At 65.7% G+C, this 20,583-nt stretch carries 21 protein-coding genes; 11 read left to right on the forward strand and 10 right to left on the reverse strand.

Annotated features, from left to right (window positions below; translation table 11 throughout):
- The first annotated feature begins 10 nt into the window (after positions 1-10).
- Positions 11-1,162, forward strand: coding sequence for an AI-2E family transporter (locus RPS27_RS31325; RefSeq protein WP_212068263.1), 1,152 nt, complete (start codon positions 11-13; stop codon positions 1,160-1,162).
- A gap of 3 nt (positions 1,163-1,165) precedes the next feature.
- Here the strand turns inward: RPS27_RS31325 and RPS27_RS31330 are convergent, their stop codons facing one another.
- From RPS27_RS31330 to RPS27_RS31355, 6 genes are all read right to left on the reverse strand, one after another.
- Entirely contained in the window at positions 1,166-1,462 is a 297-nt protein-coding gene (locus RPS27_RS31330) for an antibiotic biosynthesis monooxygenase family protein (protein ID WP_025036647.1), read from the reverse strand.
- Between the two features lie 101 nt (positions 1,463-1,563).
- Positions 1,564-1,803, reverse strand: coding sequence for a hypothetical protein (locus RPS27_RS31335; RefSeq protein WP_211416773.1), 240 nt, complete (start codon positions 1,801-1,803; stop codon positions 1,564-1,566).
- A 61-nt stretch (positions 1,804-1,864) separates the two neighbouring features.
- Entirely contained in the window at positions 1,865-3,085 is a 1,221-nt protein-coding gene (locus RPS27_RS31340; protein ID WP_194407815.1) for a GGDEF domain-containing protein, read from the reverse strand.
- A 229-nt stretch (positions 3,086-3,314) separates the two neighbouring features.
- Positions 3,315-3,794, reverse strand: a complete 480-nt coding sequence (gene rpsI, locus RPS27_RS31345) for a 30S ribosomal protein S9 (RefSeq protein ID WP_018320095.1) — start codon at positions 3,792-3,794, stop codon at positions 3,315-3,317.
- 1 nt (position 3,795) lies between these two features.
- Positions 3,796-4,260 (reverse strand): 50S ribosomal protein L13, encoded by a 465-nt coding sequence (rplM, locus tag RPS27_RS31350; RefSeq protein ID WP_011087726.1) that lies wholly within the window; start codon positions 4,258-4,260, stop codon positions 3,796-3,798.
- Between the two features lie 158 nt (positions 4,261-4,418).
- On the reverse strand, positions 4,419-4,847 hold the full coding sequence (locus RPS27_RS31355) for a PaaI family thioesterase (RefSeq protein WP_194407814.1): 429 nt from the start codon (positions 4,845-4,847) through the stop codon (positions 4,419-4,421).
- 86 nt (positions 4,848-4,933) lie between these two features.
- Here RPS27_RS31355 and RPS27_RS31360 point away from each other — a divergent pair, with 86 nt between their 5' ends.
- The 4 genes from RPS27_RS31360 to RPS27_RS31375 all read left to right on the forward strand — a co-directional run bounded on the left by RPS27_RS31360 (position 4,934) and on the right by RPS27_RS31375 (position 8,285).
- Positions 4,934-5,758: an enoyl-CoA hydratase gene (locus tag RPS27_RS31360; RefSeq protein ID WP_212068264.1), complete on the forward strand. Its 825-nt coding sequence runs from the start codon at positions 4,934-4,936 to the stop codon at positions 5,756-5,758.
- Between the two features lie 19 nt (positions 5,759-5,777).
- Positions 5,778-6,362, forward strand: a complete 585-nt coding sequence (locus tag RPS27_RS31365) for a CoA-binding protein (RefSeq protein WP_211416770.1) — start codon at positions 5,778-5,780, stop codon at positions 6,360-6,362.
- A gap of 139 nt (positions 6,363-6,501) precedes the next feature.
- The gene (locus RPS27_RS31370) at positions 6,502-7,782 is read left to right on the forward strand and encodes an O-acetylhomoserine aminocarboxypropyltransferase (RefSeq protein ID WP_194407811.1); all 1,281 of its coding nucleotides are present in this window, start codon (positions 6,502-6,504) and stop codon (positions 7,780-7,782) included.
- A gap of 161 nt (positions 7,783-7,943) precedes the next feature.
- Positions 7,944-8,285: a hypothetical protein gene (locus tag RPS27_RS31375; protein WP_194407810.1), complete on the forward strand. Its 342-nt coding sequence runs from the start codon at positions 7,944-7,946 to the stop codon at positions 8,283-8,285.
- 5 nt (positions 8,286-8,290) lie between these two features.
- On the opposite strand, the gene RPS27_RS31380 is transcribed toward RPS27_RS31375, so the two are convergent.
- Positions 8,291-9,373 (reverse strand): COX15/CtaA family protein, encoded by a 1,083-nt coding sequence (locus RPS27_RS31380; RefSeq protein WP_313754923.1) that lies wholly within the window; start codon positions 9,371-9,373, stop codon positions 8,291-8,293.
- A 111-nt stretch (positions 9,374-9,484) separates the two neighbouring features.
- Here RPS27_RS31380 and RPS27_RS31385 point away from each other — a divergent pair, with 111 nt between their 5' ends.
- The gene (locus tag RPS27_RS31385) at positions 9,485-9,706 is read left to right on the forward strand and encodes a DUF2842 domain-containing protein (RefSeq protein ID WP_212068266.1); all 222 of its coding nucleotides are present in this window, start codon (positions 9,485-9,487) and stop codon (positions 9,704-9,706) included.
- Here RPS27_RS31385 and RPS27_RS31390 read toward each other — a convergent pair.
- Entirely contained in the window at positions 9,690-10,739 is a 1,050-nt protein-coding gene (locus RPS27_RS31390; protein WP_212068267.1) for a polysaccharide deacetylase family protein, read from the reverse strand. The genes RPS27_RS31385 and RPS27_RS31390 overlap by 17 nt on opposite strands.
- Positions 10,740-10,869: 130 nt before the next feature.
- On the opposite strand from RPS27_RS31390, the gene RPS27_RS31395 reads away from it, so the two are divergent.
- Complete coding sequence (locus RPS27_RS31395; protein ID WP_212068268.1) at positions 10,870-12,051, forward strand: GNAT family N-acetyltransferase; 1,182 nt, start codon at positions 10,870-10,872, stop codon at positions 12,049-12,051.
- Between the two features lie 56 nt (positions 12,052-12,107).
- On the opposite strand, the gene RPS27_RS31400 is transcribed toward RPS27_RS31395, so the two are convergent.
- The gene (locus tag RPS27_RS31400) at positions 12,108-14,396 is read right to left on the reverse strand and encodes a GumC family protein (RefSeq protein WP_212068269.1); all 2,289 of its coding nucleotides are present in this window, start codon (positions 14,394-14,396) and stop codon (positions 12,108-12,110) included.
- 205 nt (positions 14,397-14,601) lie between these two features.
- On the opposite strand from RPS27_RS31400, the gene RPS27_RS31405 reads away from it, so the two are divergent.
- The 3 genes from RPS27_RS31405 to RPS27_RS31415 all read left to right on the forward strand — a co-directional run bounded on the left by RPS27_RS31405 (position 14,602) and on the right by RPS27_RS31415 (position 18,756).
- Entirely contained in the window at positions 14,602-15,735 is a 1,134-nt protein-coding gene (locus RPS27_RS31405; RefSeq protein WP_212068270.1) for a glycosyltransferase family 4 protein, read from the forward strand.
- Positions 15,736-15,852: 117 nt separating this feature from the next.
- A complete protein-coding gene (locus RPS27_RS31410; RefSeq protein ID WP_211416762.1) occupies positions 15,853-17,400 on the forward strand; it encodes an undecaprenyl-phosphate glucose phosphotransferase in 1,548 nt (515 codons plus the stop codon).
- Positions 17,401-17,484: 84 nt separating this feature from the next.
- On the forward strand, positions 17,485-18,756 hold the full coding sequence (locus tag RPS27_RS31415; protein WP_212068271.1) for an O-antigen ligase family protein: 1,272 nt from the start codon (positions 17,485-17,487) through the stop codon (positions 18,754-18,756).
- On the opposite strand, the gene RPS27_RS31420 is transcribed toward RPS27_RS31415, so the two are convergent.
- Positions 18,725-19,201 (reverse strand): MarR family transcriptional regulator, encoded by a 477-nt coding sequence (locus RPS27_RS31420; RefSeq protein ID WP_212068272.1) that lies wholly within the window; start codon positions 19,199-19,201, stop codon positions 18,725-18,727. The two genes, RPS27_RS31415 and RPS27_RS31420, sit on opposite strands and share 32 nt — an antisense overlap.
- A 147-nt stretch (positions 19,202-19,348) precedes the next feature.
- Here RPS27_RS31420 and RPS27_RS31425 point away from each other — a divergent pair, with 147 nt between their 5' ends.
- Positions 19,349-20,545: an FAD-dependent monooxygenase gene (locus RPS27_RS31425; RefSeq protein WP_212068273.1), complete on the forward strand. Its 1,197-nt coding sequence runs from the start codon at positions 19,349-19,351 to the stop codon at positions 20,543-20,545.
- Positions 20,546-20,583: the final 38 nt, after the last annotated feature.

Consider the following 20,583-nt stretch of genomic DNA (forward strand, 5'->3'; position numbering starts at 1 on the left):
GGACCCCGATGTGACCATGTCCCAAGATGAACGCTCCCGGACCCGCGGCGACCTTGCTCGAGATCAGGCTTGGGCGATTTCGGTCGGGGGCATCGGCGTCGTGCTGTTCACCGCGCTGCTCGCCTTCACCTGGTATTTCGCCGCCACCCTGCTGCTGATCTTCACCGGCATGCTGCTGGGTCTCGGCCTCAACGCGCTGACGATCGCGCTCGGCCGCCGCGTGCCCCTGCCCCATGCGGTGCGGCTCGCGATCGTCTGCGTCGCGCTCGCTTTGATGCTCGCCGGCATCGCCTATCTCGGCGGCGCCACCATTGCCGAGCAGGCTTCGCTGCTGAGCAAGACCCTCAAGTCGCAGCTCGCCAATGTCAGGTCCTTCCTCGACAGCCACGGCATCGATACCAGCTTCTTCGATCTCGGCAACGGCGCAGCCGATTCCGCGACCACGGCGCCGGCGGAGACGACGCCCGCGCCGGCGACGCCCTCGCGCGGTGCCCTTCCCGGCGCGGGCGCGCTGGCCTCCAGCGGCGGTGCGATCGTGAGCCAGACCTTCAAGCTGCTGCTCGGCACCATCCACGGTGTCGGCAACATCTTCATCGTGCTGTTCCTGGGCTTCGCCTTCGCCGCCCAGCCCGCCGTCTATCACGACGGCCTCTTGTTCCTGGCGCCAACCAGGCACCGCACCCGCGTCACCCTCATCATCGACCGCATCGCCGAGACGCTCGAGCGCTGGCTGATCGCGCAGATCATCGTCATGCTCGCGGTCGGCGTGGTGACCTGGATCGGGCTTGCCCTCATCGGCATTCCCGGCTCGTTCATCCTGGGAATTCAGGCCGGCCTGCTCGCCTTCATCCCGACCGTCGGGGCCATCATCGCCGGCGTCATCGTGGTGCTGGCGAGCCTCGCCTCGGGCTGGATCCCGGCGCTGTCGGCCTTTCTGCTGTTCATGGGCGTGCACGCCATGGAGAGCTATGTGCTGACGCCGATCCTGCAGCGGCAGGCGCTGGACATCCCGCCGGCCACGCTGTTCGCGTTCCAGATCGTGCTCGGCGTCGTGTTCGGCATCTGGGGCCTGGCGCTGGCGCTGCCGCTGGTCGCCATCGCCAAGGTCATGATCGACCATTTCAAGACGTATGAGGCGCCGCCGCTCGCCGAGACGGCGTGATCCTCAAGTCGTCAGAACGGTCTCGGTGTGCTCGACCTCCGGGGGCGCGGCGAAATACTGGCCGACGAGGCCGCGCCATTCGGTGAAATTCTCCGAGCCGCGGAAATCGACGGTGTGGTTTTCCAGCGTCGCCCATTTCACCATCAGCCGGTAGCGCTGCGGCTTCTCGATCGATTTGTGCAATTCGAAGCCGTGAAACCCCTTGGAGCGGCCGAAGGCGGCCTTGGCCTTGGCGACGGCGGCCTCAAAGTCCTTTTCGCTGCCCGGCTTGACGTCGATTTGCGCGATCTCGGTGATCATCGGTTTCCACCCATTTTTGTTCGATGGGCGTGTCTAGCGCAGCCGGCGACAAAGAAAAAGGCGCCGAACGGCGCCCTGGTCGGCTCAAAAACGCAGCTCTCTCAGACCAGCAGCAGGACCGTACCCGCCACGATGAGGGCGCAACCGACGAACAGCGCGAGCGGCCAGTAGCTGCGGCGGCTCTGCGCGTAGCGTCCCTGCGCGCGGCGCTCGGTGATCAGCGCGCTCTCATATTCATCCGCGGTCGAGAACAGGCAGGCGAAACCGCTGCGTGCCGAGGCCGCAGCGGCTTCGAGCGACATCAGGGCGGCTTGCGGGTTCTGTCGACGGATCGATTCCATGACCGCAATGGTAGGGATCGAATGGTAAACAGGGCATTACCGCGGGTACCGCCTCTGTGCCTCAGGCGGTGGCCGGCCGCGCCTGTGGCGCAGCGGTCCGCGCGGCGCTCTGGCGGCGCCAGTTCTCCAGCGACAACGGCAGCTCCTCCGCCGCCTCGACCCGGTTACGGCCGCCGCGCTTGGCCTGGTAGAGCGCGGTGTCGGCCGAGGCCAGCAGCACCTCGAGCTCGGTGCCGGCCGGCCCACCGGCGACGCCGATGCTGACCGTGGTGTCGACCGGACCTTCGTCGACCACGACCCCGGAGGTCTCGAACGCCTCGCGCACGCGCTCGGCGACCAGCACGCCCTCCTCCAGCGAGCACGGCAGGAGCGCTGCGAATTCCTCGCCGCCGATGCGGCCCGACAGGTCGGTGATGCGCAGATTGCTGACGACGACGGTCGAGAACAGCTTCAGCATCTCGTCGCCGGCGGGATGGCCGAAGCGATCGTTGATCGACTTGAAATGATCGATGTCGAAGATCATGACGGTCACGGGACGTCCGGCCTTGGCCTCGCGCTCGATGACGCGGCCGCAGGCTTCCGAGAAGCCGCGGCGGTTGAGCATGCCGGTCAGCGGATCGGTCGACGCGGCGGTCCGGTGCGCAGTCACCGTGCGCTCGGACACCAGCATGAAGATCACGAAGACGGTGCCGACGGCATAAAGGATGAGCTCGACCGCGAACACGGTGACCCAGATGCTCGAGGAGAAGCCCGCATCATGCGGGCGGAGGAAGCTGCCGATCAGGATCGGCAGCATCAACACGCAGCCGTGCATCACCGGCACGACGAAGGCCGCCCAGCGGCGCTGCTGGCTCTTGCGCCGCTCGGTCCAGAGCTCGCTGGCGGTCAGCGCCGCATAGACCGAGACGATGCCGGCACCGGCGATCATGCGCAGCATGGACGCCGCGGGATCGAGCAGCGTGACGGTGGCGACCCAGGCCAGCGCGCCGAGCACGAGGCCCGGCCAATTCGGCTTGCGGCCGTGAAAGACCCGCGCCGCATTCCACACCATGCCGCAGGCTACGAAGCCGACCGCATTTAACGCGAGATAGAGATGCGGGCCCAGCTTGTCGCCGGCCGCAGTCCATAACGCAACGGAGGCGGCACCGAGCAGATAGGCGGTGCCCCACCATTTCAGCGCGGGGCTGTTCTCCTGCTTGCCGAAAAACACCATCATGGCGCCGAGCAGTGCGGCGACCATGGTGGCGACCAAATAGAGCGTGATGCTATCGAGCGACATCATGTCGGCCCCCTCTAGAACATAGCAGTTACGCGATCGGCACATCCGATTTGCGCGCCCTTCCGAAGGCAACGCTAGGTGCGGCGAGTTCCATTCAGGTTTTCACGGACGCCTAAGTTTTCCGGAAACACGTCATCAATTTGCGTACAAACGAACAGCAAAAAGGGCGCTGAAATCAGCGCCCTTTTGCATCTCATTGAAGCCGCTTTCGCGGCGAATGTGACCGAAGCGATTAACGCTTCGAGAACTGGAAGGACCGGCGGGCCTTGGCCTTGCCGTACTTCTTGCGCTCGACCACGCGCGAGTCGCGGGTCAGGAAGCCGCCCTTCTTGAGCACGGAGCGCAGCTCCGGCTCGAAGTAAGTGAGCGCCTTGGAGATGCCGTGACGGACTGCGCCGGCCTGGCCGGACAGGCCGCCGCCGGCAACCGTGCAGATCACGTCGTACTGGCCCGAACGCTGGGCCACCGAGAACGGCTGTTCGATCATCATGCGCAGCACGGGACGGGCGAAATAGACCTCGACCTCGCGCGAGTTGACGGTGACCTTGCCGGCGCCCGGCTTGATCCACACGCGGGCGACCGCGTCCTTGCGCTTGCCGGTGGCATAGGCGCGATTGAACTTGTCGACCTTCTTCTCGTGCTTGGGCGCATCGGGCGCCGCCGCCGTCTTGAGCTGCGAGAGCTGGTCGAGCGACTGGATGGATTCGGCCATGTTATGCGGCCCTCGTGTTCTTGCGGTTCAACTTGGCGATGTCGATCTTCTCGGGCTGCTGCGCCTCGTGCGGATGATCGGCCCCGCCGTAGACACGGAGGTTGCCCATCTGCACGCGACCGAGCGGGCCACGCGGGATCATGCGCTCGACGGCCTTCTCGAGCACGCGCTCGGGATGCTTGCCCTCGAGGATCTGGCGCGCGGTGCGCTCCTTGACGTGGCCGACATAGCCGGTGTGCTTGTAATAGGTCTTCTGCTCGCGCTTGCGACCGGTGAGGACCGCATGCTGCGCGTTGATGATGATGACGTTGTCGCCGCAATCAACGTGCGGGGTGTAGGTCGGGAGGTGCTTGCCGCGCAGGCGCATGGCGACGATGGTGGCGAGGCGGCCGACGACCAGACCCTTGGCGTCGATCAGCACCCACTTCTTCGTCACCTCAGCCGGCTTTGCCGAAAAGGTTTTCATGTCAGAGTTTCCGTGGACGGGGAGCATCGGCGCGAACACCGCGCCGGACTGCGCGGTTTTCTAGAGAAGAGACGCGCAACGGTCAATGCCCGTAGACGGAAATTAATGCCGCAATATCAATAGATTAAAAATATGGTGCTATATTACCTGCGAAAAGCTCAAATAGTTGGAATGGAATAGGTCGAGGTGACATGGGCGATCGGATCGGGCGAGGTGCCGGACAGCAGCTTCACCTCCCCGACCGCCAGGCGCTTGCCGAGCTTGAGCAGGCGCGCCTCGGCCAGCACGTCCTGGCCGGGCTGGCCCTTGCGCAGGAAGTTGATGTTGAGATTGGTGGTCACGGCGAGCCCAACCGGCCCGATCGCGGACAGCAGCACCACGTACATGGCGAAATCGGCCAGCGCCATCAGCGTCGGGCCGGACACGGTGCCGCCCGGCCGCAGCATCCTTTCGCTGTAGCGCTGCCGCAAGAGGCAGGTCTGGCCGTCGGCGCTTTCGATTGTAATGTCGTCGCCGCTGAAGGCCTGGGGGAATTCGTGACGGAGGAACTGCTCGACCTCTGCCACGCTCATTTTCGCTGACGCCATGCCGTTTCCCACCCTCGCTTCGCTTGCCCTGTTACATTAAGTTATCTGCGTCATCCAATTGCAATCATTTAGCGGAAATCGCGTCAATGTCCGTCAAGGCTGCCCGCGCCCCCTCCCCGCAACCGCCGATCCTGCTGCGCGAGACCGTAGGTCCCATCGCGGTCCTGACGCTGAACCGGCCCGCCGCGCGCAACAGCCTGTCGGCGGCGATGATCGCCAGCCTGCATGCAGAGCTCGACGAGATCCGCGACGACAAGGCGGTCCGCGGCGTCGTGATCGCGGCCAACGGCCCTGCCTTCTCGGCCGGCCACGACATGAAGGAACTCACCGCGCGCCGCACCGATCCCGATCGCGGCCGCGCCTTCTTCGCCGAGATGATGAATGCCTGCAGCGCGATGATGCAGGCGATCGTGCATCTGCCGAAACCCGTGGTCGCCTCCGTCCAGGGCATCGCGACCGCGGCCGGCTGCCAGCTCGTCGCCAGCTGCGATCTTGCGATCGCGTCGGAGGACGCGAAGTTCGCCACGCCCGGCGTCGACATCGGCCTGTTCTGCTCGACCCCGATGGTGGCGCTGTCGCGCAACGTCTCACGCAAGCAGGCCATGGAGATGCTGCTGACGGGAGAGCCTGTAACGGCCGAGCGCGCCCGCGAGATCGGCCTCGTCAACCGCGTGGTGCCGGCCGGTACCGAGCTTGGTGCCGCGATCGAGCTCGCGCAGCAGGTCGCGCTGAAATCTGCCTACACCGTCAAGCTCGGCAAGGAGGCGTTCTACCGCCAGGTCGAGATGAGCCTTGCGGACGCCTATCGCTATGCGGCAGAGGTGATGACCGAGAACATGATGGCACGCGACGCCGAGGAAGGCATCGGCGCGTTCATCGAGAAGCGCGCGCCGACATGGCGGGATGAGTGACAAAAAGAAAAAGACGAAAATGAACCACGACGCCTATCCTGACAATTACATCCGCGGCATCCTCAACAGCGTGAAGTCGATCGCGATGGTCGGCGCCTCGCCGGTCAACGTGCGGCCGAGCTATTTCGCGTTCAAATATCTGGCGCAGCGCGGCTACGACATGATCCCGATCAATCCTGGCCATGTCGGCAAGGAGCTGCTCGGAAAGCCCTTCGTCGCCTCGTTGTCGGACATCGGCCGCCCCGTCGACATGATCGACATCTTCCGCAACTCCAGCCACATCATGCCCGTGGTCGAAGAGGCGCTCACGCTCGATCCGCTGCCCAAGGTGATCTGGATGCAGCTCGGCGCGCGTGACGACGCCGCGGCGGCGAAGGCGGAATCCGTCGGTATCAAGGTGGTGATGAACCGCTGCCCCAAGATCGAATATGGCCGCCTGTCTTCCGAGATCTCCTGGATGGGCGTGAATTCGCGCACGCTCAGCTCCAAGCGCGCGCCCGCGCCAACGCAAGGCATGCGGCTATCCCTCAATCGGATGAGTGTCGGCGGCGGCGACACCGCAGCCTCGGATCGGGCCGCCAAAAACAAGAGCGAGCAAAGCTGACGCAATCGCGAAGGATTCATTTCGCGAACGCGACAATGCGTAGCAAGATCATTCCGATCTGACGTCGTGCCTTGACGGCGAGCGCGGCGCCGATCAGCATGCCGCGCGATTTTCAGGCCACAAGAACAGGACGCCCTCAATGAGCGATCGCCTTCCGGGATTTTCAACCCTCGCCGTGCATGCCGGTGCACAGCCCGACCCGACCACCGGCGCGCGCGCGACTCCGATCTATCAAACGACCTCGTTCGTCTTCAACGACGCCGACCACGCCGCCTCGCTGTTCGGCCTGCAGGCATTCGGCAACATCTATACCCGCATCGGCAACCCGACCAACGCGGTGCTGGAAGAGCGCGTCGCGGCCCTCGAAGGCGGCACGGCCGCGCTGGCGGTGGCCTCGGGCCATGCTGCCCAGGTCGTGGTGCTCCAGCAATTGCTGCAGCCCGGCGACGAGTTCATCGCCGCACGAAAGCTCTATGGCGGCTCGATCAACCAGTTCACGCACGCCTTCAAGAGCTTCGGCTGGAACGTGGTGTGGGCCGATCCCGATGACATCGCGAGCTTCGAGCGTGCGGTGACGCCGCGCACGAAAGCCATCTTCATCGAGTCCATCGCCAATCCCGCCGGCAGCATCACCGACATCGAGGCGATCTCGACGGTGGCGCGGAAAGCGGGTGTGCCGCTGATCGTGGACAACACGCTGGCCTCGCCCTATCTGATCCGCCCGATCGACCACGGCGCCGACATCGTCGTGCACTCGCTGACGAAATTCCTGGGCGGTCACGGCAATTCGCTCGGCGGCATCATCGTCGATGCCGGCACCTTCGACTGGTCCACGGGTGGCAAATATCCGATGCTGTCGGAGCCGCGGCCCGAATATCACGGCATCCGCCTGCAGGAGACCTTTGGCAATTTCGCCTTCGCGATTGCCTGCCGCGTGCTGGGCCTGCGCGATCTCGGCCCCGCGCTGTCGCCCTTCAACGCCTTCATGATCCTGACCGGCATCGAGACGCTGCCGCTGCGCATGCAGAAGCATTGCGACAATGCGAAAGCGGTCGCCGAATTTCTCGCGGGACATCCGGCAGTGGCCTCGGTGAGCTATGCGGGCCTGCCAAGCGACAAGTACAACCAGCTCGCCCGCAAATACGCGCCGAAGGGTGCGGGCGCCGTGTTCACCTTCAGCCTGAAGGGCGGCTATGACGCCGGCGTCAATTTGGTGTCGAAGCTGCAGCTGTTCTCGCACCTCGCCAATGTCGGCGATACCCGCTCGCTGGTGATCCACCCGGCCTCGACCACGCACAGCCAGCTCGACGACGCCGCCAAGGTGAAGTCCGGCGCCGGTCCTGACGTGGTGCGGCTCTCGATCGGCATCGAGGACAAGGAAGACCTGATCGCGGACCTGGAACAGGCGCTGGGGGCTTAGGTTCCTCTCGTAGCCCGGATTGCGCTTCGCTTCATCCGGGCTACGGAATTCCGTTGCTCACGCGCGCCCGACGGCCGCTTCGGCGACCGTCAGTTAACGATCATTAACCATATCTGCCCCATACATCGTCGTTGGATCGCCCTTTTGATTCGGAGCCGACGATGCTGCGCTGGATGGTGCCTGCCCTTGCCGCGATGCTGACGGTTTCAAGCGCGATCGCTGCTGACTTGCCGGCCACGCCGAAGCGGCGAGCCGCCGCGCAGCAAGAGCCGCCCAAGGTTTGGGTCGAGACCGATCCGGATGCGCTGATCTCACCGGCCTATGGCGTCGGCAGCTACATCCGCAACCTGCCGGGCACCCCGCTGCTGCCGGGGTCGCACACGCTGCCGGGCTATTACGGCCGCCCCTGGGATTACGACTATCAGGGCGCGTATTACGGCGGGAAGCAGGTCGATTATTTCTGGCGGCTGCCCTACGCGTGCGGCATCTACGGCTATTGCTAACCTGATCAGCCGGCCTGGCTAACCGGAACCGCGCGCGGCTGCGCCTGCGCGGACTGCCGCGACGCAAGCCGTTCCACCTGCATCACAGCAAGCGTCAGCACGGCGATCGCGACCGCCTGGTGCGACAGCGCGAGATCGATCGGCACCTGGTTGAGCAGCGTGAGGATGCCGAGCACCGCCTGGACGCTCACCGCCGCGAACAGCCACAGCGCGCCGCCCGCGGCAGCGCCTGCGCGCGAGCGCACCGCGTCGATCGCGTGCAGCAGCGCCAGCACGAACAGTGCATAGGCGGTCATGCGGTGCTCGAACTGCACCGTCAGAACATTGTCGAACATGTTGCGCCACCACGGCGTCTCGAACCACAGCCGCTCGGCCGAGGGAATGAATGCGCCGTCGATCTGCGGCCAGGTGTTGTAGGCGCGGCCGGCGCGCAGGCCCGCGACCAGCGCGCCGAAATAGATCTGCACCAGCGTCACGACCAGAAGCAGCGCGCTCGTGAAGCGCAGCCGTGCCGGGGCTGCGATCTGCGGCCGCTCCTTGAGCCGCCGCACCGTCCAGACGATGCCGGCGAAGATCAGCAGCGCGAGCAAGAGATGCGTCGCCAGCCGATATTGCGACACCTCGACCCGTTCCGTCAGGCCCGAGGCGACCATCCACCAGCCCACTGCGCCCTGCAGGCCGCCAAGCGCGAACAGCAACCAGAGCCGGCGCTTCAACTCACCGGAGAGACCGCCACGCCAGAGGAAGAACAGGAATGGCAGGAGATAGGCGACGCCGATGAAGCGGCCGAGCAAGCGGTGGCTCCATTCCCACCAGAAGATCTCCTTGAACTGCGACAGGCTCATGCCGGCATTGAGCTCGCGATATTGCGGGATCTTCTTGTAGGCCTCGAACGCCTCGGTCCACTGCGCCTCCGACAGCGGCGGCACGCTGCCCGTGACCGGCTTCCATTCGACGATCGACAGGCCGGATTCCGTCAGCCGGGTCGCGCCGCCGACCAGCACCATCAACGCAATCAACGCGGCGACCGAGATCAGCCACCAGCGCACGGCGCGATGCGGGTTGGTCGGAACGGAATTCGTCGTCATTTCAGGGGCTAAAACCAGGGCTTGAACTTAAGAGGCTTGAACCGGACTGCGTGCCCCTTATAGTCCCCCGCTCCCGCAGCGCAAGTTACGCGAAAGCCGCCCACGTTCGCCATGAATATCCGCACCCGCAAGTTCCTCGGCGCCATCCTGCTCCTGGTGCTGGCCACGGTCTGGGCCCTGCTCGGCATGGCCGCGGCACAGATGCCGTGGATTGCCGAGTCCAGCTGGCGGCAGGCGATCTACTACGTGGTCGTGGGCATGGGCTGGGTGCTGCCGGCAATGCCGATCGTGAGCTGGATGCAGCGGCCGGATCGCGTCAAGTCCGGTCGCTAGCGCTGCCGGTCGGCTTCACCGGCGCAAAGGCGACGCCCGACACCAGCACGCGCAGCATGCGCAGCGAGCGTACACGACCGTCCCAGGAGATCCGCGGCAGCGCGCGCAGATTGGTCCGCCCCTCCGCATCCACGATGCCCGGGATGGTCGACACCGCGCTGGCAAAGCCGGCCTCTTCCGCCATGATGACATGGCTGCGCCGGAACGAGGTGCGATCGCCGAACGGAAAGGCGAAATGCCCGACATCGCGGCGGAAAGCGGCTTCCGCCACCGCCTTGCCCATATTCATCTCGCGCAGCGCGGCAGCGTCCTTCATGTTGGCTAGGACGGGATAGTTCACGGTCGCACTGCCGATCGTGACGAGCGGATCGGCAGCGAGCTTCGCCAGATCCTCCCAGTCCATCGACGCCTCGCGCGAGAGCGCGGCGAGGTCGACCCGGTAGCGCGTGCAGAGATCGGCGATCACCGCCGACAGATCCGCCGGCGACAGCGAGCGCAACCAGCTCTCCAGATGCGAAAACAGCGCCTGCTTTTCGGCGCGATCAGCCACGTTGAAGCGCTGCTCCTTCTCGCCCATCATCAGGCTGATGCGGCTCTCGCGCGCGATCACCTGTTCGAGCCCGAGCCACCAGGCCTGTCCGACGCCGTCGGGAAACGCGGTGGGCACGTAGATCGTGAAGGGCACGGCGTGATGCGCCAACACCGGATAGGCGAAGTCGATGAGATCCTTATGCGCACCGTCGAAGGTGAGCGCCACGAAACGCCGCTGCTCCGGCAATGTCACCGCGCGCCGGCAGACTTCATCCATGCCGATGAAATCGTAGCCCCAGCGCTTCAGCGCGTGAATGGCGCGGTCGAGGAATTGCGGCGTGATCTCGTGCGCGCGCAGCGGCTGAAACCCGCCGTGCCGCCGCGGCCGCACCCTTTCGAGGCGCAGGATGGCGCCCGCACCGCGGCTGCCCAGCGCGGCCCGGCCGGTGAACCAGGCCAGCTCGAGGCGCAGCCGTTCCAGCCATCTGTCGTCGGAAGCCAATATCCCCATCCTCGCGCCCGCGGGCGCCCGTTCCCGCTCCCATTGTCCTTACCCTTTGTTGACATTTCTTTGCAAAGGTCGGCCACAGGCCGAATTACGCATATTTCTGATTTCTCGACAGGTTTCGCGAATGACCATGGCTGCGGCGATGCAAAGCCGGACGGCAGAAGCGCCAGCGCGGTCGAAAGCGAGCCGTATCGCGCAGGTCGACATCGTCGCCGATCTCGACGCCACTGAAGCGGCCTGGCGCAGCCTCGAGGAGCCCGGCCACCTCTTCACGCCCTATCAGCGGTTTGATCTGCTGAGCCCCTGGCAGCGCCTGGTCGGCGCGCGCGAAGGCGCCCGCCCCTTCGTCGTGATCGCCCGCGACGCCGATCACAAGCCGCTGCTGCTGCTGCCGCTCTCGCTGCGCCAAAGCCACGGTGTGCGCACGGCCTGCTTCATGGGCGGCAAGCACACGACCTTCAACATGGGTCTGTGGGACGCCGCGTGCGCCGCGCAGACCGCCATCGCCGATCTCGAGGCGCTGCTGGCCCCGCTGCGCGAACATGTCGACGTGCTCGCGCTGACGCAGCAGCCGCTGCGCTGGCACGACCAGCAGAACCCGTTTGCGCTGTGGCCGCGACAGAGCGCGATCAACGGCTGTCCGCAGCTGGTGATGGAGCCGGGCGGACCGCCGGCCTCGCGCATCAGCAATTCCCTTCGCCGCCGCCTCAAGAGCAAGGAAAAGAAGCTCCAGGCCCTCGCCGGCTATCGCTATCACCTCGCCACCACCGACGCCGACATCACCCGCCTGCTCGACTGGTTCTTCCGCGTCAAGCCGGCGCGGATGGCGGAGCAGAAGCTCCCGAACGTCTTTGCCGAGCCCGGCGTCGAACAGTTCATCCGCAGCGCCTGCCTGGCGCCGCGCGGCGAAGGCCGCGTCATCGACATCCACGCGCTCGAGTGCGACGAGGAGGTCATCGCGATCTATGCCGGGGTCGCCGACGGCCAGCGCTTCTCGATGATGTTCAACACCTACACGATGTCCGAGCACGCCCGCTACAGCCCCGGCCTGATCCTGATGCGCTACATCATCGATCGCTACGGCGAGCGCGGCTACCGCTCGCTCGACCTCGGCATCGGCTCGGACGATTACAAGCGGATGTTCTGCAAGGACGACGAAGAGATCTTCGACAGCTTCGTGCCCCTGACCTCGCGCGGCAAGCTCGCCGCGATGGCGATGTCATCGCTGAGCCACGGCAAGCGGCTGGTGAAGCAGAACCAGATGCTGTTCGATCTGGCCCGGCGCGTGCGGCAGGCGTTCGGGTAGTTCCTTCCGCTTCAGCAACCCCCTTCCCTTCTCCCCTTGCGGGAGAGGGTAGAAGCCTATGCCGCCACCACGCGCGGCGCTTCTGTCGCATTCGACGGCTGCACCGGCTTGCTCAGCATCGTCACCTCGCTGAAGCCGACCGCTCGCAGTTGCTCGCACATCAGCGTGCGCGCATCCGGCGCCATCGCGGCATCGGGCACCACGACGGCGCGGGCATGCGCCGTCAGCAATTCGGCCGGAAGGTCTGAGGCACTGCCGGCGTCGATCAACACGTGATCGTAGGCGCGCAGCAGTGCGTCGATCGCGAGCGTCACCCGCGGCGATTGCAGCAGGCTGCGGTCGAAGCCGGGACGGCCAGCCATGACCAGATGCAGCCGCGACAGCTTGTCCCGGGTGATGACTTGCGCGAACGAGGCCTCGCCCTGCATCAGCTCGGCAAGTCCGGGCGCCGACGCGTCGACGGACACCGCGGCGATCGTCGGCGAGGACGCGGCGAGATCGACCACGACGACACGCGCCTCGCGCGCCAGATGCCGTGCAAGCGTCAGCGTCGACAGCGTGATGGCTTCGCTTGAGGCGGTGCCGAGCACGGTGACCTTCTTCGCGGCAGCGCCGGCGGCGCCCAATCTGTCGGCCAGTTGCCCGATCTCGGTGAATTCGGTGAATTCGGCATCATCAGCCATCTCAGGCTGCAGCGGCGCGGGCTCTGCCATGACGGGATCGGCGAACGGCTCTGCCTCGGGCTGGACGACCGCTTCCCGGCGAATCGCCGCCGGCGCCTGCACCGGGCTGAACGCGGCCACCGCGCGCGGCGCGGTCTGGCGCAATAGCTCGCCGGTGACGACGACGCCGGACGACAGCAGCAGCGTCGCGATCGTCGCGATCAGCACGATCGGCAGCTTCTTCGGATAGGCCGGCGTGTTGGAGACGATGGCGCGCGAGATGATGCGGCCGTCGGTCGGCGCCGTGTCGATGGTCTCGCGGGTGTTGGCCTCGCGGTATTTGGCGAGATAAGTCTCGAGCAGATCGCGCTGCGCCTTGGCCTCGCGCTCGAGCGCGCGGAGCTGGACGTCCTGGCCGTTGGTCGAGGTCGCCTGCTTCTTGAGCTGCTCGAGGCTGGTGATCAAGCCGTCGACCCGGCCGCTGGCGATCCGCGCGTCGCTTTCCAGCGAGCGCGAGATCTTGGCCGCCTCGTCGCGAATCTGGTTGTCGAGGTCGCCGAGCTGAGCCTTCAGCTCCTTGATCCGCGGGTGATTGCCGAGCAGCGTCGATGATTGTTCGGCGAGCTGCGCGCGCAGCGTCACCCTCTGCTCCGACAGCCGTCGCATCAATTCGGAGTTCACGACCTCGGATGCCTCGATCGGCTTGCCGCTCTGGAGCATCTCCTTGATCAGCCGCGCCTTGGATTCCGCATCCGCCTTCATCGAGCGCGCATTGTTGAGTTGGGTGTTGACCTCGCCCATCTGCTGGTTCGAGAGCGTGGTGTTGTTGGTGCCGACGAACAGGCTCGACTTGGAGCGGAAGTCCTCGACCCTGGCCTCGGCCTCGGAGACCTTCTTGCGCAAGCTCTCGATCTCGCCGGCCAGCCACTGGCTGGCGTTCTTGGCCTGCTCCTGGCGAACGCCCTGCTGCAGCACGAGATAGCCGTCGGCGATCGAATTGGCGACGCGGGCCGCAAGGTCGGGATCGGCGGACTGGAATTCGACCACGATGACGCGCGACTTGTCGACGGCATAGGCCTGCAGGCGGTCGTAATAGGCATCGAGCACGCGCTCTTCCGGCGTCATCGAGAACGGGTCGCGGCCGATCCCGATCATCGCGGCCAGCGACTTCAGCGGCGAGACGCCCTGCAGCACCGGATCGAATTCGGGACGTTCGGCGAGCTTGTTCTTCTTGATTATCTCGCGCGCGAGATCGCGCGACAGCACGAGCTGCACCTGGCTGGTGACGGCTTCGGCGTCGAGCGCCTGGCGCTCCTCGGCGCGATCGCTGCTCGGGCGCAGGAACACGTTCTCGCGGCCATCGATCAGGATGCGCGATTCGGACTTGTAGCGCGGCGTGACGAGATTGACGATTGCAATGGAGCCGACGAGCGCCAGCACCGTCGGCACGACGATCCAGCCGCGCTTGCGCGCCAATGCCGCGCCGAGCGCGTGCAGATCGATATCGCCGGATTCGGTTTGCGGCTGCTTGGTGACAACAGGCGCAGGCCTCGCTTCAATCTTGGGCTCGATCTTGGGCTCGACCTCGACTTCGGCTTTGGGCGCAACTTCGGCCTTGGGCTTTGCAACGGCCCGCGCCACCACCGCCTTGTCCTTGCCGGCACGCCAAAACGCTAAACGCATCGAACACTCCCGCAGGGGCAACGCCACCAAGCTACCTCAACGCCGGCGATTACACTCCATTAAGGTTGCCGCTGGGTTAATCGCGGGCATCCGGCGCACCTCGCGCGCATGCCCGTCACCGTTTGTTAACCACGAGGGCTCTTAATCCGTCTCGATATTTCCGAGGAATTGTTCGGCAATCGCCGTCGAGCGCTGGTTTTGATTCATGCCCCCCTCTCCTGACCGGCCGCTTCGTATCCTGCACGCCGTGCGTGCTCCGGTCGGCGGCATCTTCCGCCACATCCTCGACGTCGCCAACGGCCAGGTCGATCGCGGCCATCATGTCGGCATCCTCGCCGACAGCCTCACCGGCGGCGAGCGCGCCGACAAGGCGCTTGCCGAGCTCGCGCCGCGCCTGAAGCTCGGCGTGCACCGGCTCGCGATTCGGCGCGAACCCTCGCCGGACGACGTGCTGGTGTGGCTTCGCATGCGGCGGCTGATCGCGAAGCTCAAGCCCGACGTCATGCACGGCCATGGCGCCAAGGCCGGCGCCTTCATCCGGATGCGGCGGCGTTCCGACGACACCATCCGCATCTACACGCCGCATGGCGGCTCGCTGCACTACCCGCTCAACACCTTCAAGGGCGAGTTCTACGCGCGGCTCGAGCGAACGCTGATGGATTCGACCGACCTGTTCCTGTTCGAGAGCGCGTTCGCCCGCGACACCTATCAACGCATCGTCGGCACGCCCAAGGGCGTGGTGCATTGCGTCTTCAACGGCGTCACGCCCGAGGAATTCGAGCCTGTCGTGACCGCCGACGATGCCACCGACATCTGCTATGTCGGCGAGTTCAGGCACATCAAGGGCGCGGATCTCCTGGTCGATGCCGTGGCGCGCCTGCACGAGGGCGGCAAGAAGGTCACGTTGACGCTCGGCGGCGACGGCGAGGAAACGGCGGCGCTGAAGGCGCAGGTCGAAAGGCTCGGCCTGTCAGGCGCGATCCGCTTCATCGGCCACGTCAAGGCGCGCTACGGCTTTTCCAAAGGGCGGCTGCTCGTCGTTCCCTCGCGCGGCGATTCCATGCCCTATGTCGTGATCGAGGCCGGTGCCGCCGGCATTCCCATGATCGCGTCGCGCATCGGCGGCATTCCCGAGATCTTCGGGGCCGAAAGCCCGGCGCTGTTCGCGCCGAGCAATTCCGAGGCCATGGCCGAGGCGATCGCCGCCGCGCTCGACGATCCCCAAACCACCGCGCAGCGCGCGATCTCCTTGCGAGAACGCATCTCGGCGCATTTCTCGCAAGCGGCGATGGTCGACGGCGTGATCGCCGGCTATCGCGACGCGTTTGCCAATCATTAACCATCCTTAAGCCCGCTTTAGAGAATCTTCCGATTTGTTCGATAATCGAAGGTCCAGGGGATGCTCGCCCGGGCGCTCAAGGCCGTGCCGCGGGCTTTGGAATGGACGTGGACGCCCGTGGAACCGCTCAACGCACGCTCGATGCTCGACGCCGCGACCAGCGCTGCGGCGAAGCCCGCTGACCAACCCTTCGTCGAGCGCCGCCGCCGGCTGACGCCCGCGGCCCTGGAAGTCGTCAACCAGAAGGTCGCCCGCGCCTATTCGCCGATCGTGATCGCCGGCTTCGTGCGCCTCGCCGACTTCACGCTGCTAAGCCTCGTCGGCATCGCGCTCTATGCCGGCTATGTGATGCCGCACGCCGGCTTCAACTGGCTCTATCCCGCGGAGATCGTCGCGGTGGCAGTCGCCGCCGTGATCTGCTTCCAGGCCGCCGACATCTATCAGGTGCAGCTGTTCCGCGGGCAGCTCCGCCAGATGACGCGGATGATCTCGTCCTGGTCGTTCGTCTTCCTGCTGTTCATCGGCATCTCCTTTTTCGCCAAATACGGCAGCGAAATCTCGCGGCTGTGGCTGGCCGGCTTCTACGCCCTCGGGCTCGCCACACTGATCGCCGAGCGCCTGGTGCTGCGCTCGCTGGTGCGCGGCTGGGCGCGCCAGGGCCGGCTCGACCGCCGCACCATCATCGTCGGCTCCGACAGCAACGGCGAGCAGCTGGTCGAGGCGCTGAAGGCGCAGGAAGATTCCGACATCCACGTGCTCGGCGTGTTCGACGACCGCAACGACAGCCGCGCGCTCGACACCTGCGCCGGCGCACGCAAGCTCGGCAAGGTCGACGACATCGTCGAATTCGCCCGCCGCACCCGCGTCGATCTCGTGCTGTTCGCGCTGCCGATCTCGGCGGAGACGCGCATCCTCGAGATGCTGAAGAAGCTCTGGGTGCTACCGGTCGACATCCGCCTCTCCGCGCACACCAACAAGCTGCGCTTCCGGCCCCGCTCCTATTCCTATCTCGGCGAGGTGCCGACACTCGACGTGTTCGAGGCGCCGATCACCGACTGGGATCTGGTGATGAAATGGCTGTTCGACCGCGTCGTCGGCAGCCTCGCGCTGCTCGCAGCGCTTCCGGTGATGGGATTGGTGGCGCTGGCAGTCAAGTTGACCAGCCCCGGACCGGTGCTGTTCCGCCAAAAGCGCTTCGGCTTCAACAACGAGCGCATCGACGTCTACAAGTTCCGCTCGATGTTTCATCATCAGGCCGATCCGACGGCGTCGAAGGTCGTGACCAAGAACGATCCACGCGTCACCCCCGTCGGCCGCTTCATCCGCAAGACCAGCCTCGACGAGCTGCCGCAGCTCTTCAACGTGGTCTTCGCCGGGAATCTCTCCCTGGTCGGCCCGCGCCCGCATGCGGTGCAGGGCAAGCTGCAGAGCCGGCTGTTCGACGAGGCCGTCGACGGCTATTTCGCCCGCCACCGGGTCAAGCCCGGCATCACCGGCTGGGCCCAGATCAACGGCTGGCGCGGCGAGATCGACAACGAAGAGAAGATCCAGAAGCGCGTCGAGTTCGACCTCTATTACATCGAGAACTGGTCAGTGCTGTTCGACCTCTACATTCTCCTGAAGACGCCGATCTCGCTGCTGACCAAGAACGAGAACGCGTATTGAGTTGAGTTTCTGGATCGCCCGGTCAAGCCGGGCGATGACGGCGGAAGTTGTGGCGTGAGAGTTGCGTAAGCGTATGAGCGTGTGATGGCGTATGCGGCGACAGCCGGGGAGATGAATGCAGCGGTCCGTGCCGCGCCCGGCGTGCTGGCGCTGCAGCGCGCGCTGGTATGGCTGGTCGGCGCCTCCGGCGCGGTCGTCTTCATCGAGCCGAGCCCCTACGAGATCATGACGCTGCTCGCGGCGGTCACGTTCTTCGCCACCGGCCTTCGCTTGCGGCTCGCGTTGATGCCGCTGCTCGCGCTGCTGGTCCTGCTCAATGTCGGCTACACGATCAGCGCGATTCCGCTGTTCGAGCAATCCGAGGTCGTGAGCTGGATCGCGACCTCCTGGTACATGGCGGTGACCGTCGTGTTCTTTGCCATGGTGATGTCCGAGGACACCGCGGCCAGGCTCGACATGCTCCGCCGCGGGCTCGTGGTCGGCGCGATGGTCGCTTCGGTCCTGGCGGTCGCCGGCTACTTCCATTTGGTACCCGGCGGCAACGACCTCCTGACGCTCTACGGGCGCGCGCGCGGCACGTTCAAGGACCCGAACGTGCTCGGCGCCTTCCTGATCCTGCCGGCGCTGTTCTCGCTCCAGAGCGTGGTTTCGGACAAGCTCGGAAAGGCCTTCCGCAACGTCTTCGCCTTCGCCATCATGTCGCTCGCGATCCTGCTCGCGTTCTCGCGTGCCGCCTGGGGCGGCCTCGTGCTGACCTCCGCCTTCATGCTGGTGTTGATGGTGCTGACCGGCCGCACCAACGCGCAGCGCTCGCGCATCGTCATCATGGCGATCGTGGCCGCCGTGCTGGGGCTGGCGCTGATCGCCGTGCTGCTGTCGTTCGATTCCACCGCCGAGATGTTCAAGCAGCGCGCGAGTTTCGACCAGAGCTACGACGAAGGCCGCTTCGGCCGGTTCGGCCGCCACATCCTGGGTGCGGAGATGGCGCTCGACATGCCGTTCGGCATCGGCCCCCTGCAATTCCACCGCTTCTTCCCCGAGGACACCCACAACTCCTACCTCAACGCCTTCATGTCCGGCGGCTGGCTGTCCGGCGTGTGCTATCCGGCGCTCGTCTTCACCACCGTGATCATGGGCTTCAGGCACGTCTTCGTTCCCGTGCCCTGGCAGCGCGCTTATCTGGCCGTGTTCTCCGCCTTCGTCGGCACCGTCGGCGAAAGCCTCGTGATCGACACCGACCACTGGCGGCACTTCTGGATGATGCTGGGCGCGATGTGGGGCATGATCGCCGCCGCGCAGATCTACAAGGTCAGGACTGACAACCTCAGGACTGACGAGGACGCGTCTTCAGCTTGAGGGCCGGACGCTTTTCCGGCGGCGTGTCGAGCAGGCTCTTCAGCGCTTCGGTGGCCGCGAGCACGCCCTTGTAGCCCTCATTGGCGAAGCGCAGCAGCAGACGCAGCTCCTCGTCGGAATAGCCGTTGCAGACCTTCTCCATGGCCTGCTGCATCGGCACGTAGAACTGGCTGAGCTTGTCGATCGCCTCGGGCACGACGGCGATGAAGACCTTGCGGCGGTCGGCCTCGTCCCGCTCGCGGCGTACCAGCCCCGCCGTCTCGAGCCGGTCGACCACGCCGGTGATGGCGCCCGTCGTGAGGCCCGTGACCTCGGCGAGCCTGCCTGCGGTGACGCGGCCCTCGAGATAGAGGATGTCCATGCATTCGAGGTCGGAATTGGCAATTCCGGCAACGTTCGCAACGGTCTGGCCATAGAGCACGCCCTGCGCGGACGACCTGCGCATCGCCTCCTCCAATTCCCCGAGCAACACCGCGCGCGCCTTCGTCCTTGACAAGGCCGACCTCTTCTCTTACTCGATATATATCTTAGTCACTAAGAGATTAAGCGACCGTAATTTCTCCTAGCACCACGGAAACGTCGGGAGCAAGCCATGTCCACTCGTCCCCGCAAGGCCCTGATCATCGGCGCCGGCATCGCCGGCCCCGTGGCCGCGATCCTGCTGCGCCGCGCCGGCATCGAATCCGCGATCTACGAGGCCTGGCCCTATTCGAAGGGCATCGGCGGCGGCCTTCAGATCGCGCCGAACGGCATGCACGTGATGGACGAGATCGGCCTTGCAAACGAGCTGATCAGCCGCGGCTCGGTCGCGGAGGCCTTCGACTTCTATTCGCAAGGAGGCGCCAAGCTCGGCTCGATCAACCGCGACATGGCACGGCGCTTCGGCCAGCCGTCCGTCAATGTCTGCCGTGCCACGCTGAACGAGATGCTGATCGACAAGGCCTGGTGCGCCTGCGTCTCGCTCTATTTCGAGAAGCGGCTGATCAAGGTCGAGGACCGCGGCGACCAGCCTGTCATTGCCTATTTCGCCGACGGCACCACCGCCGAGGGCGATTTCCTGATCGGTGCCGACGGAGTCCACTCCGTGACGCGCCGTCAGGTGGTGCCGGACGGACCGCAACCTTTCGATACCGGACTGATCGGCTTCGGCGGCTTCGTGCCGCACGCCGTCCTCGAGGGCAGGTCGATCGGCCGGCACGTCGAGACCACGTTCGGCCAGAGCGGCTTCTTCGGATACGGCTATTGCAGCCCGGATCCGAACGACGGCGTGATGTGGTGGAGCACGCAGCCTGCGCACGGCATGGACGCGGCGATGTTTCGCGCGCTTGACCACGCGACACTGAAGCAGCATCTGCGCGGCTTCCACCGCGGCTGGCACGATCCGATCCCCGGCATCATCGAGGCCGCCGAGAATATCGTGGTCACCGACACGCTCGACGTCGCGACCCTGCCGGCCTGGTCGCGCAAGCGCTCGCTGCTAATCGGGGACGCCGCGCACGCGACGAGCCCCCATGCCGGCCAGGGCGCCTCGCTGGCGCTCGAGGATGCGATGCGGCTCGCGCGCCTGATGCAGGAGGGCCAGGAGCTCGGCGCCACGTTCCAGGCCTTCGAGGCCGAGCGTCGCCCGCGCACCGAGAAGATCGTCGCGATCGCCCGCCGCAACGGCAACAGCAAGCGCGAATTCAGCGCCGGCGGCGCGTGGGTTCGCAATCAGATGATGAAGTGGCTGTTGCCGCTCGGCGCCAAGGGCATGGACTTCATGTACGCATATGACGCTCGGGCGGTGTAGCGGCGAGCTGCCGGGTGGGCAAAGGCGTAACGCGCCGT

It is taken from the genome of Bradyrhizobium sp. WYCCWR 12699 (assembly GCF_032144035.1).
Lineage (GTDB): Bacteria > Pseudomonadota > Alphaproteobacteria > Rhizobiales > Xanthobacteraceae > Bradyrhizobium.